Annotated in this window: 11 protein-coding genes; 4 read left to right on the top strand and 7 right to left on the bottom strand. The window is 66.7% G+C overall.

Annotation, left to right across the window (positions count from 1 at the left end):
- Window positions 1–3: 3 nt before the first annotated feature.
- Window positions 4–1,653, bottom strand: a complete 1,650-nt coding sequence (locus BI347_RS08950; RefSeq protein WP_071114235.1) for a methyl-accepting chemotaxis protein — start codon at window positions 1,651–1,653, stop codon at window positions 4–6.
- Between the two features lie 179 nt (window positions 1,654–1,832).
- On the opposite strand from BI347_RS08950, the gene BI347_RS08945 reads away from it, so the two are divergent.
- Window positions 1,833–2,672 carry a sulfurtransferase gene (locus BI347_RS08945; protein ID WP_071115738.1) on the top strand — a complete coding sequence of 280 codons (840 nt, stop codon included), beginning with the start codon at window positions 1,833–1,835 and terminating at the stop codon, window positions 2,670–2,672.
- A gap of 81 nt (window positions 2,673–2,753) precedes the next feature.
- Here BI347_RS08945 and BI347_RS08940 read toward each other — a convergent pair whose 3' ends face one another.
- Both BI347_RS08940 and BI347_RS08935 read right to left on the bottom strand, forming a co-directional pair.
- Entirely contained in the window at window positions 2,754–3,350 is a 597-nt protein-coding gene (locus tag BI347_RS08940) for an alpha/beta hydrolase (RefSeq protein ID WP_071115737.1), read from the bottom strand.
- Window positions 3,350–4,126 (bottom strand): exodeoxyribonuclease III, encoded by a 777-nt coding sequence (locus BI347_RS08935; RefSeq protein ID WP_071114232.1) that lies wholly within the window; start codon window positions 4,124–4,126, stop codon window positions 3,350–3,352. The genes BI347_RS08940 and BI347_RS08935 overlap by 1 nt, the downstream gene beginning before the upstream one ends.
- A gap of 76 nt (window positions 4,127–4,202) precedes the next feature.
- Between BI347_RS08935 and pyrE the strand changes: the two genes are divergently transcribed.
- Entirely contained in the window at window positions 4,203–4,847 is a 645-nt protein-coding gene (pyrE, locus tag BI347_RS08930) for an orotate phosphoribosyltransferase (protein ID WP_071115736.1), read from the top strand.
- Window positions 4,847–5,443: a DUF4124 domain-containing protein gene (locus BI347_RS08925; protein WP_071115735.1), complete on the top strand. Its 597-nt coding sequence runs from the start codon at window positions 4,847–4,849 to the stop codon at window positions 5,441–5,443. Before pyrE ends, BI347_RS08925 begins: the two co-directional genes overlap by 1 nt.
- A 5-nt stretch (window positions 5,444–5,448) precedes the next feature.
- On the opposite strand, the gene BI347_RS08920 is transcribed toward BI347_RS08925, so the two are convergent.
- Window positions 5,449–5,778, bottom strand: a complete 330-nt coding sequence (locus BI347_RS08920) for a hypothetical protein (RefSeq protein ID WP_071114229.1) — start codon at window positions 5,776–5,778, stop codon at window positions 5,449–5,451.
- A 187-nt stretch (window positions 5,779–5,965) separates the two neighbouring features.
- On the opposite strand from BI347_RS08920, the gene kdpA reads away from it, so the two are divergent.
- Entirely contained in the window at window positions 5,966–7,774 is a 1,809-nt protein-coding gene (gene kdpA / locus BI347_RS08915) for a potassium-transporting ATPase subunit KdpA (RefSeq protein WP_071115734.1), read from the top strand.
- Window position 7,775: 1 nt separating this feature from the next.
- Here kdpA and BI347_RS08910 read toward each other — a convergent pair whose 3' ends face one another.
- The 3 genes from BI347_RS08910 to BI347_RS08900 form a co-directional block, all read right to left on the bottom strand.
- Window positions 7,776–8,882: a TonB family protein gene (locus BI347_RS08910; protein ID WP_071115733.1), complete on the bottom strand. Its 1,107-nt coding sequence runs from the start codon at window positions 8,880–8,882 to the stop codon at window positions 7,776–7,778.
- Complete coding sequence (locus BI347_RS08905) at window positions 8,879–9,460, bottom strand: biliverdin-producing heme oxygenase (RefSeq protein WP_071115732.1); 582 nt, start codon at window positions 9,458–9,460, stop codon at window positions 8,879–8,881. The genes BI347_RS08910 and BI347_RS08905 overlap by 4 nt, the downstream gene beginning before the upstream one ends.
- Window positions 9,461–9,598: 138 nt before the next feature.
- Entirely contained in the window at window positions 9,599–12,529 is a 2,931-nt protein-coding gene (locus BI347_RS08900; RefSeq protein ID WP_071115731.1) for a TonB-dependent receptor, read from the bottom strand.
- Between the last annotated feature and the right edge of the window lie 89 nt (window positions 12,530–12,618).

Raw genomic sequence — 12,618 nt, 5'->3', positions numbered from 1 at the left:
TCCTCAGGCGGTGCGGAAGCGGCTGATCGCCTGATCCAGGCCATGCGCCAGCTGCGACAGTTGTTGCGCCATGTCGGACGAGGCCTCCACCGACTGGCCGTTTTCCGCGCCCATGCTGGCAATGCGCTCCACGCTCTTGGCCGCGTCGTTGCTGGCGGTGCTCTGCTCGCGCATCGCGCCGGCGATCTCGCTGGTTTTCTCCAGCAGCCGCGACGACAGCTCGCGGATCTGCGCCAGCCGTTCGCTGACCTGGGAGCTGAGGGCCACGCCGCTGCCCACCCGCTCGGCCGCCTCGCGCATGCTGGCCACCGCGGTGGTGGTGTCGCCCTGCACCGCCTGGATCTTGGACGAGATCTCGCCGGTGGCCTGGGCGGTGCGCTCGGCCAGCTTCCTCACCTCGTCCGCCACCACCGCGAAGCCGCGGCCCATCTCGCCGGCCCGCGCCGCCTCGATCGCGGCGTTGAGCGCCAACAGATTGGTCTGCTCGGCGATGTCGTGGATCACCTCGACGATATTGCCTATCTCGTCCGAGCGCTGGTTGAGCGTATCGATCACCGCCTCCGATTCGCCTATCACCCGCGCGATCTCCTGCATCTCCCTGGCGGCCTCGCCCGCCACCTGGGTGCCGCTCACCGCCTCGCGCATGCTGCTTTGCGCCTCGCTGGCCATCTCATGCGAATGGTCGGCCACCAGATTGATGCTGACCGTCATCTGCTCCACCGAGGCGGCCGTCGACGACGAGGCGTCAGTCTGCATCCGCGAGGCGTCGGCGATGCGCTGCGACACCTGCGACAGCGATTGCGCGGTGCTGGTGACCTGGGCCGAGTCCTGGCGCGTGCGTTCGATGAAGGCGCGCAGATTGCCCAGCAGCCGCGCCAACGCGCGGCCGGTCTCGCTGACCTCGTCGCGCCCGGTCTGGTCTATTTCCACCGTCAGGTCGTTATGCTCGGCGGCGTGGCGCATCTTTTCCTGCATCGCCGCCAATGGCCGGGTGATGGAGCGCGAGATCAACCAGGCCAGCGCGCCGCCCAGCAGCAACGCCAGGACCACCAGCGCCAGCATCGCCTGTATCGTGCGCGCCATCGTCGCCGACATCTGCTCTTCCGACGCCTTGGAAGTTTGATCGGCCAGGTCGGTCAGCTTGTTCAGCGCATCGCGCGCCGCATACAACTTGGGCTTGAACGGGACGATGGCGGCGTCGCCGGCGTTGGCCGCCGCGATCTCGCCCTTGGCGATGCGCTGGTACAAGGCATCCATGCCCTGTTGATAACCGTCTATGCCCTGCAGCATGCTGTCGAATTCCGCCAGGTGCTCCGCCGCCATCGGCATGGTCTTGGCCTGGGTCGCCAGCTCCTTGAACTGGACAATCTCCTTGTCCAGCAGCTGCTTGTTGGTCTGTATGCTCTGGTCGGTATTCGCCGGGTTGCCGATGCTGATGAAGATGTTCTTCTCGTCCTGCCGCACCCGCAGCATGCTGCGCTGCATGCTGTCCAGGTGATGGCGGAAAGCCAGCTTCTCGCCGAACAATACCGTCAACTCGCTGCCGATGCCGTTAAGCGACCACCAGCCGCCGCCGCCCACCAGGCATAGCGCCAGCAATAAACTGCACGCCAGCAGCAGGATGCGCTGGCCTATCGTCAAAGCACTGAACATGTTCTTTCCCCGTTACGCATTGTCTGGAATTATTGTCGGCCGCCTCGGTCGGCGGCCCGCTGCAGAGCATACCCGTTGAATGTCCGCATATGAATGATCAATGTTAACGTTCTAGCACACTTGCCAGCGCCCGGCTCCTGCCGCTAGGCTGGACCTTCTCGCATCGATACGGACACCCCATGTACACCACGCTGATTTCTCCCGCCCAGCTGGCCGGCCTGTCGTCCGAGCGGCTGGTGGTGCTGGATTGCCGCTTCCAACTGGACCAACCCGACTACGGCCACGCCGCCCATGCCGCCAGCCACATCCCCGGCGCCCATTACCTGCACCTGGACTACCACCTGTCCGGCAGCAAGAACGGCCACAACGGCCGCCATCCCTTGCCCGACGGCCAGCGGCTGGCGGTGGATCTGGGCGCGATCGGCGTGGACGAAGACAGCCAGGTGGTGGCCTACGACGACGGCGCCGGCCAGTACGCGGCGCGCGCCTGGTGGCTGCTGCGCTGGCTGGGGCATGAGCAGGTGGCGGTATTGGACGGCGGCTTCGCCGCCTGGCGGGCCGGCGGCGGCGCGGTGGACGCCAAAACGCCGCAGCGCCGCTCGTGCCGCTTCGCCATCCGCCCGCCGCTGCAGCAGGCGGTGGACGCCGGCGCGGTGCAGGCCAATCTGGCAAGCCGGGACTTCACCGTGGTGGACGCGCGCAGCGGCGAGCGCTTCCGCGGCATAGGCGAGACGATAGATCCGGTCGCCGGCCACATTCCCGGTGCGGCCAACCGCTTCTTCATGAGCAATCTGGATGCCGGACAGCGCTACAAGCCGGCGGCGCAGCTACGGGCGGAATGGGAAGCGCTGCTGGGTGCCGGCTTCGACCCGGCGTCCATCGTCCACCAGTGCGGCTCCGGCGTCACCGCCTGCCACAATCTGCTGGCGATGGAAATCGCCGGCTTTTCCGGCAGCCGGCTGTACCCGGGCTCTTGGAGCGAATGGTGCAGCGACCCGGCGCGGCCCGTCGAACGCTGAGCATGGCCGCGCAGCGCGGCCGGGCGCGCCGCCAAGCGGTCTAGATGCTTAGGCGGATCGCCCTCGCGGCGGGCTTCCGCGCTAGCCGAGGATCAAACGCTGCAACAGACTCTGGCCTGCCGGCCAGCTGCCCAGGCCCGCATGGCTACCCATATGGCCGGCGCGGCCGGCGTCGACGAACTGCGCGCCCCAGATGCCCGCCATCCGCTCGGCTTCGGCAAACTCGCAAAAAGGATCGTCGCGGCTGGCCACCAGAATGGCCGGCACCGGCAGACGCTGCAGCGGCAGCGCATCGAAACCGGCGAAATCCGGCAGCGGCGCGCCCTCCGGCAGTTCGCCGCTGGCGCGCGCCCGCTCATCCGTCAGAGGAATCGCCGGCGGCGCCACCAGCAGCATGCCTCTCACCTTGCGCTGTTCCGGCAAGGATGCCTGCAGCAACCAGGCCACGGCCGTGTGGCAACCCAGGCTGTGGGCAGCGATCACCAGCTTGCCGGGAATCTCCGCCACCGCCGCCGCCACGCCGGCCACCCATTCGTCGCGGGCAGGGTACAGCCAATCGCGCTGCGCGACCCGGCGCGCCAGCGGGTAGGTCACCTCCCAGCGGCCATGCCAATGCTGCGCGCCGGAATTGCCCCAGCCTGGGACGTTCAACAGCGTCACGTCATCGTCGTCCCACATCACAGGCTCCGCTGGTAGTCGACGATCAAGGGCGCATGATCGGAGAACTTCTCGTCCTTGTAGATGCTGGCGCTTTGCGCGTCGGCCATCAGCGCCGGCGTGACGATGTGGTAGTCGATGCGCCAGCCCACATCCTTGGCGTAGGCCTGGCCGCGGTTGCTCCACCAGGTGTAGCCCGGCGCCTCCGGATACAGCTTGCGCCACGCGTCGCACCAACCCACCCGGCCCAGCAGGTCGGTCATCCAGGCGCGCTCTTCCGGCAGGAAGCCGGAATTCTTCAGATTGCCCTTCCAGTTTTTCAGATCAATCTCGTTGTGGGCGATGTTCCAGTCGCCGCAGATCACGATGTCGCGGCCGGCGGCCTTCAGGCTCTCAAGATGCGGCATGAACACGTCGAGAAAGTCGAACTTAACCTGCTGGCGCTCGTCGCTGCTGGAGCCGGACGGCAAATACAGCGACACCACCGACAGATTGCCGAAGTCCAGTTGCAGGAAACGGCCCTCGGCGTCGATCCAATCGACGCCCAGCCCCTCCACCACCGCGTCCGGCTGGTGCCGGGTATAGACGCCGACGCCGCTGTAGCCCTTCTTCTCCGCATAGTGGAAATAGCCGGTCAAACCGTCCGGCGCGCGCATGCGCTCGGACAGGTCGGCGGCCTGGGCTTTCAATTCCTGCACGCAGACAAAATCGGCCTGGATGGTGGCCAGCCAGTCGAAAAAGCCTTTCTTGTCGGCCGAGCGGATGCCATTGAGGTTGGCGGAAACGATTCGAAGCAAGAGTCTCTCCTGTGCTATGCTTGCGGCGATTTTTTACAGCCGTTCAAACAGTTAACGATTCAATAAAGGAGTAAGGATGAGCGATTTCCGTCAGGATTTTATTCGTTTTGCGCTCGACAAGCAGGTTTTGAAGTTTGGCGAGTTCATCACCAAGGCGGGCCGCAAGTCGCCCTACTTCTTCAACGCCGGCCTGTTCAACGACGGCGCATCCACGCTGAGCCTGTCGCGCTTCTACGCCAGATCCATCGTGGAAAGCGGCATAGCATTCGACATGCTGTTCGGGCCTGCCTATAAAGGCATCATCCTGGCCGCCGCCGCCGGCATGGCCCTGGCCGAACAGGGCCGCAACGTGCCCTTCGCCTACAACCGCAAGGAAGCCAAGGATCACGGCGAAGGCGGCACCCTGGTCGGCGCGCCGCTCCAGGGCAAGGTGCTGATCATAGACGATGTGATCTCCGCCGGCACCTCGGTGCGCGAATCGGTGGAGCTGATCCGCGCCGCCGGCGCCGAACCGGCCGGCGTGGCCATCGCGCTGGACCGGATGGAGCGCGGCCAGGGCGAACTGTCCGCCGTGCAGGAAGTGGCCCAGCAACACGGCCTGCCGGTGGTGGCCATCGCCACGCTGAAGGACCTGCTGGGCTTCCTGGAACACAGCACGGAACTGGCCGCCCACCTCGATGCGGTGCGCGCCTACCGCGCCCAATACGGAGTCAACAACTGATGATGCGACTTGCCGGCTTTGCCATCCTGCTGTTGTGCGCGGCGACCCATGCCGGCAGCTCGCTATACAAGTGGGTGGACGAAGCCGGCAGGGTGCATTACAGCGACACGCCGCCGCTGCAAAACCAGAGCGGCGGCGTGGCGGAGCTGAACAAGCAGGGCGCAGTCAGAAAGCCGGCGGAGAGCGACGCCCAGCGCAAGGCCCGCGAAGCGTCCTCCGCCGCCGCCAGGATGCAGCTGCAGCGGCAACAGGATGCCACCCGCCACGACCAGGCGCTGATACAAAGCTATTCCACGCTGGCCGACCTGAAGACCGACCGGGAAAGGCAGCTGTCGGTGCTGCAATCGGCCTACCATGCGCTGGAACTGCGGGCGCAGGGGCTGCAGATCCAGCAGCGCGACCTGCAGAAAGACCTGGACCTCAGCCGCAAGCTGCAGCAGCAGCCGCACTCCGCGACCTTGCACAATCTGCAGGCGCTGCAACACGAGCAGCTGGACCTCAATACGCTGATGGCCGCCAAACGCGGCGAAGTGGATGCCTTCCGCCAGAAGATGCGGCAGGACATTCAACGCTACCAGCAGTTGAACTCCCGCTAGAGCCCTTACTGTCCGCCGTCCTTGCGCTGCCAGGCCTGGTTCAGCGTCCGGGTGGCGTTTTGCAATGCCTGCTGCGCGCTGCCTTGCGCCGCGGTCGCGGCCGCCAGATCGGCATTGGCCTTGTCCAGCGTCGCCTGCGCGCCGGCCAGCCGCTGCTCGGCCAGCGTCTTGGCGTCCTGCGCCATTTTCAGCTTGGCGTCCGCCTGCGATTGCTGGCTTTGCGCCTGCTGGAAAGCCATCTGCGCCGCCAGCAGCTGCTCGTCGGCGTTCTGCGCCAGCGCCGCGCCCGACCACAGGGCCGCCAGCAGCAGCCCGCCCTTAATCAGTTCCTTCATGGCATTCCCCCAAGGCTAATATCCAATGGCCGTATTATGCGGCAAGCCGGGCATTGATGACATTCTTACATCTTGGCGGCAAATTCTTAGCAGGCTTTAACAATGCCTTTCTTACAGTACACGGCGTAACGGCACGACTGTCATCGCATGCAGCGGGCTGCCCGGATATTTTTCTGCGAGAAACATCATGCTGACACACGCATCACTGCAATTGGGCCTGTTCCTGCTGGCTCTGCTGGCGCTGATCAAGCCGGCCGGCCATTACATGCGGCTGGCGATGGAGGGCCGGCCTCCGCTGCTGGGCCGCCCCGGCCGCTGGCTGGAGCGCCGGCTGTATCGGCTGGCGGCAGTGGACCCGGAGCAGGAAATGGCCTGGAAAAGCTATGCGATCAACCTGCTGCTGTTCCAACTGGTCGGCACCGTGTTCCTCTACCTGCTTCAGCGCTGGCAAGCCTGGCTGCCGCTCAATCCGCAAGCCTTCGGCAACGTCGCTCCCGACTCCGCTTTCAACACCGCCATCAGCTTTGTCAGCAACACCAGCTGGCAAGGCTACGCCGGCGAAACCACCATGAGCCACCTCAGCCAAATGATGGGCATCAATGTGCAGAGCTTTCTGTCCGCCGCCAGCGGCATGGCGGTGATGCTGGCCCTGGCGCGCGGCTTTGCGCGCCAGTCAGGCGAAACCCTGGGCAATGTCTGGGTGGACCTCACCCGCTGCACGCTGTACATCCTGCTGCCCTTGTCCTTTATCCTGGCGCTGGTTTTCGTCCAGCAGGGCGTGCCGCAAACGCTGAGCGCGGGACAATCGGCGCGGATGCTGGACATCACCCATTACAGCGTGCCGCTGCAGGACAAGAACGGCAATGCGCTGAAAGATGCCCGCGGCCAGCCGCTGACGCAGCAGTTGAGCACCCGCCAGCAGTACCTGGCGCTGGGACCGGTGGCTTCGCAGGAGCCGATCAAGATCATGAGCGGCGACGGCGGCGGCTTCTTCAACGCCAACTCCGCCCACCCCTATGAAAATCCCACCCCGCTGACCAACTTCCTGCAATTGCTGACTTTGCTGATCCTGCCGGCCGGCCTGTGCTACGCCTTCGGCCTGATGGTGGGGGACACCCGCCAGGGCTGGACCATCGTCGCGGCGATGAGCCTGATGCTGGCGCTGGGCGCCGCGGTGTGCATGCAAAGCGAGCAGGCCGGCAATCCGCTGCTGCCGCCCTCCCAGGTTAGCCAGCAATACAATCGACACCAGACCGGCGGCAATATGGAGGGCAAGGAAGTGCGCTTCGGCGCCGCCGGCTCGGCGCTGTACGCCGTGGTCACCACCAGTTCCGGCGACGGCGCGGTCAACTCCATGCATGACTCCTTCATGCCGATAGGCGGCATGGTGCCGATGGTGCTGATACAGACCGGCGAAGTGGTGTTCGGCGGCCCCGGCGCCGGCCTGTACAGCATCGTCATCCACGCGATCCTGGCGGTGTTCATCGTCGGACTGATGATAGGGCGGGCGCCCGAGTACCTGGGCAAGAAGATAGAGGCGTTCGAGACCAAGATGATGGCCATCGTGCTGCTCCTGGTGCCGCTCTTGATCCTGCTGCCGTCGGCGCTCAGCGTCAGCACCGCCGCCGGCCTGGCCGGCCTGGGCAACCCCGGCGCCCACGGCCTGAGCGAAGTGCTGTATGCCTATACTTCGGCCGCCAACAACAACGGCAGCGCCTTCGCCGGCCTGTCGGCCAACACCCCGTTCTACAACATCATGCTGGCCATCGCGATGTGGTTTGGCCGCTACGGCGTGATCGTGCCGGTGCTGGCGCTGGCCGGCTCGCTGGCGGGCAAGCCGCGGCGCGCGCCCGGAGCGGGTACCCTGCCCAGCCATGGGCCGACGTTCGCGCTGCTGCTGATCGCCACCATCCTCCTGGCCACCGCGCTGACCTATTTGCCGGCGCTGGCGCTGGGGCCGGTGGCGGAACAGGCGAGCATCGCCGCCCGGCGCTGAATCAGCCGCTGATGAAGTACTCCACCGGCACGCTCAGCTCCACTTCGTCCGGCAGATCGTCGGGAATGCGCGGCAAGGGCGCCGCGCGGTAGACGGTGTCCAGCGCCGCCTGGTCCAGCGCCGCGTGTCCGCTGCCCTGGCCGATGCGCGCCGCCAGCAGCTGGCCGCCGCGGCTGACGCGGAGCGACAGGTAGGCCACGCCCTCGTCGCCCCTCAGCCGGGCAGCCGCGGGATAGCGGCGGAAACGCTCCAGCCGGGCCAGCACCTTGCCTTCCCAGCTGCTGCGCCCCTGGCTGGCTTGCTGCTGCGGCGCCACCTGGGTGGCGGCCGACGGCGCGGCGGCAAGCGATGCCTGCTGCGGCTGGGTTTGCGGTTTGGCTGCCTGCTGCTGCGGCTGCGGAGCCGGCGCCGCCAAACGGTGGTCGACGCTGGCCATCGCCGTCTCCGCCCGGGGGCGGCTCAACAGCCTGGGCGCGTCGGCAGCCGCGGCCGCATGGCGGGCCGCCGCGGCTGCGGTTTCCCGCGGCGCCAGTTTCTTCTGCTGCGGCAGCGCCTTGCCGGTGGAGGCCAGCCATTGCATGGCGGGCCTGGCCGACTCCTGAAGCGGCGGCCGCGCCGCGGCCAGAGGCCAGCCGCCGAACAGCAGCCATAGATGCGCCGCCGCGACCAGCAACAGCGCCAGCGATTTCCAGCAGGCGGGACAGGGCAAACGGAGCGCCGGCTCTCCCGGCAGCCGCGACGGCCGGCCCAGCAGGTACAGCAACACCGACAGCTCGATCACCGCCACCAGCCACGGCACCCAATGCGGTGGCCGCGCCAGCAGCAGCGCGATGAAGCCCACGGCCATGCCCAGCGCGGCGAAGCATTTGGCGCGCACCGGCACGATGCGTTGCTCGCGCCAGCGGCGCAAGCCGGGGCCGAAGCGCGGGTGGTCCAGCAGCCGCTGCTCCAGCCTGGGCGAAGACTTGCTGAAACAGGCCAGCGCCAGGATCAGGAAGATGGTGGTAGGCATCACCGGCAGCAGCGCGCCGATCACGCCCAGGCCCACCATCGCGCAACCGCCCAGCAGGTAAAGCCAGCGCACCGCCGGATGCGGCCGCGGGCTCAAGCGTACACCTGGTCCAGATGGGCGTTCATGCAGGCGAAGGCCGCCACCGCGCCGGCGGTGACGCGCGCTTCCGCCTCAGCGTCCAGCTGCAGGCCGTCCAGCGCGGCGGTGAAGGCGCGCCAGTGGCGGGCGCGGCCGTCCGGGTGGCCTGCCAGGTGGCGGGCGCCGCAGCTTTCGTCCAGCCCCAGCCTGCCGGCCAGCTTGTACAGGATGGCCGCGCCCAGCTTGGAGCCTTCCACCACGTACAGCCAGCCCATCGCGGTAGCGACGTCCAGGGTCTCGCTGATCGGCGCGGCCTGCAGTTGCGGCAGCGGCCGGCCCAGATCGGCCAGGTCGGCGGCGATGCTGTGGTAGCGGCGGCGCTCGGCCAGATCGGGGAACAGCGCGGCCAGTTCGGGATTGTCGTACAGCGCGTCGGCGTCGCGCAGGAAGCGGTACTGCGCGTCGAGGAAGCGGCTGTAGTTGTCGCGGTTGGCGAAAGGCTGGTTGGCCATGATGCGCTGGTCCAGCTGGTCGTGGGTGGCGTGAGTGCGGGCTTTCAGATCCTGGGTGCGGGTGGCGTCGATTACAATGGTCATTGCGGTGCTTCCTGTTGAATCCCGTCCCGCCTGCGGCGGAGCGGGAAGAGATGCGTGGCGGCGTGCTAAGCGCCGCGCGCATAAATAGTAATGATAACCATTTTTATTTGTTGTTAAAAGCGGGAATCCACGCCGGATTCAGAACTTCATGCCCAGACTCAGCCGCATGGTTCGTCCCGGCCCCGGCATCAGGCTCAGCGCCAGCGGGTCCAGGTAATAGCGGTTGGTCAGGTTGTCGATGGCGAAATCGACGCTGGCGTCTTTAGACAGCTGATAGCTGGCAAACAGGTCCACCAACGTGTAGGCGCGGGTCAGCACCTGGTTGGCGGTGCCGTTCCAGCTCTCCCACGGCGTGTCGCCGACGCTGGCGCCCTGCTTGGCCACCGGCTCGCTGTTGTAGACCAGGCGGGTGCCGAAGCTCAGCTTGCGGTTGAAGGCGCGGCCGCCCAAGGTAAGGTTGAGGTTGAGACGCGGCGGGATGTGGTTGCGCACATAGCTGGTGGAAAAGCCGCTGGGCGTGCACTCCGGCGTGCTGGCCATCGGATGCGCGTCGCCGAACCAGGTGATGCCGCGGAAATACTCCGCCGAGGCGCGGTCGCAGATCTGCGTCTTGCGGTTGTAGGTGGCGGACAGGTCGCCGAACGCCGCGCCGCCGTCATAAGCGGTTTGCAGCTCGATGCCGGACAGCTGGTAGCGGTCCATGTTCACCATGCTGAAGTTCTGCTGCCACGCTTCCTTGCCGGGAATCGGCCGGCGGGTGATGTAGTCGCGGGTGGTGTTGTCAAAGTAGGCGATCTTGAAGCGGAACTGGTCGTCGCTGCTCAGCAGGCCATCCTTGAGCACGCTGACGCCCAGCTCCCAGTTCTGGCTGCGTTCCGGCTTCAGCTCTCCCAGGAAGGGAGTGGACGAGCCCAGCGTCGACTCCATCAGGCTGGGCATGCGCAGGCCTTCGACGTAGCGCAGGTAGGCGGTGGCGCTGTCGCTCAGCTTGAAATTGACGCCCAGCATCGGCGCGAAGCCGTGGTCCTTGCGCCGGTAGGCCTCGCCGCGCAGATACTGGCGCGATGCCAGTTCCTGCTGTTCGTACCAATTCGCCTCGTCCGCGTTCGCCTTGACCGCGCTCAGCGGCTGCGGCTGGCCGCTGGCGTCCAGATACACGCCGCCGGGCTGCTTGAACGGATTGGTGGCGTCGGTGTAATTGCCGGCGGCGTCCGGCCGCCACTCCACCTCGCCCAGGTAGTCGTACGGCGACTCGTCGCGGTACACCTGCGCGGTTTTCATCGTGGCGCGGTAGGTTTCCCGCCGCTTGACTTCGACATTGTTGTCCTGGGTGGCGAAGCGGATATAGCGGCCGCCGACATCGAAGCTCAGCCGGCTGGTCGGCGCCCAGTTCAGCGCCAGGAAGGCGCTCTGCTCGTCGCGGCTGCCGTCGCGCAGGTTGAGGTTGTTATTGATGTCGTCTTCGCTGCGGATGAAGCCCTTGCCCGGCGCCAGGCGCTCATGCTGCAGGGTCAGGCCGTAATCCAGCCTGAAGGCGCCGATGCCGGTGCCGAAACGCGAAGTGTTGCTGAGATCGGCGCCGCTGCGCTGCGCCTGCACCGGCGCGAGGTAGGAAAAATCGATGCAGGCGTCGCAGTCGCCCCAGCCCGGGCGCGGCTTGCCCTGGGTGGGATTGCGGAACACATCGCCGCTGTAGCTGCGGCTGTCCATATCGGTATGCCACAGATTGGCCTTCAGATTGATCAGCGGATTGTCGGCCGGCTGCCATTTGAAGCGGGCGCTGTAGGCGTCCACCCGCACCTGGCTGCGCGGCCATTGCGGCACCGAGTCGCCTTCGTTGCGGATGATCTGCGAAGTCATGATTTCGCCGTAGCGGCTGTCATAGCGGCGGAAGCCCAGCTCCAGCGCGCGCTCGGCGTCCGGCCGCAGCGTGCCTTTTAGCAGGATGGACTCGCTGCGGTTGGCGGTGTTGAACACCTCCTCCCCGGCCTTGAAGATGCGGGTAACGCCGACATCCTGCTGGCTGCCGGACGACATCCAGTCGTTCTTCACCGCATAGCCGTTGAAGCCGCGCTTGCCGGCGAAGAAATTGCCCAGGTCGCGGTAGGCATAGGCGCCCACCAGCTCGTACGTATCCTCGCGCAGCGCCGCGGCGATGCTGCCGGAGCCGGCGCGCGCGTCCAGCGCCGGACTGTGCTGGCGCGGCCTGGCATGCGCGTCGCCCGGCGGCTGGGCGGTATTGCTCTGCAGACCGCCGCGCAGCCTCAACCCCAGCCTCTCGACCGGCTTCAGCACATCCTCCGGACCCAGCGTTTCCATCTGCACCAGGCCGCCGATGGCGCCGGCGCCTTGCACCGACAGGCTGGGGCCCTTGTCGATGGTGACGCGACCGATCAAGTCCGGATCGATGTAGTTGCGGTCGGCGACGCCGCCGTAGCCGCGATAGACCGTGACGGACTGCTGGCCGCCGTCCACCACCACCGGCACCCGCCCCTGCCCCTGCAGGCCGCGGACGTTGACATCCACCGAACCGCTGTTGCGGCTCTCCCCTACCTGCACGCCGGCCACGCCCTTGAACATGTCGGCCGGGGAGGTGCCGCGAAAGCGCTCTATCTGCTCCCTGGCGATCACCGCCGACGAGCCGGGCTTGAGATAGGGCCGGTCGGCCAGTTCCATCTCGTCGTCGGACAGCGTGCCCGGCGCGCTGCCGGCGCCCTGCACCTGAAGCGTGCCTATCTTCACCGCCGCGGAGCCGGCCGCGGGCGCCAGCGCCACCACGATGCCGCCATTCTCCACTCTGGCCGCCAGATCACTGCCTGCCAGCAGCCGGCGCAGCGCGTCGCGCACGGTATAGCGCCCCTGCAGCGCCGGACTGTCGCGGCCCTGCGCCAAACCGGCGTCGAACAGCAGATTCATGCCGGACTGCCGCGCCAGCTCATTCAGCGCGCCGGCAAGCGGCTGCGGGGCGATCTGGAAAGCGAAGATCTGGCTTTGCGCCAGGGCCGGCGGAACGCAGGCCAGGCCCAGCATCAGCGAGCCGGCGGCGGCTCCCGGACGGGAAAACAACATGTGGCGGTACCTCATCACGAATGTAATTAATAATTATTTGCATTCATGAAGACGCGGCAGCCTTCCGCATCCTGACATCCGCCAGCAAA

Source organism: Chromobacterium sphagni, assembly GCF_001855575.1.
Lineage (GTDB): Bacteria > Pseudomonadota > Gammaproteobacteria > Burkholderiales > Chromobacteriaceae > Chromobacterium > Chromobacterium sphagni.
Note: the sequence above shows the minus strand (reverse complement) of the source record. Positions and strands in the feature narration are given on the sequence as shown.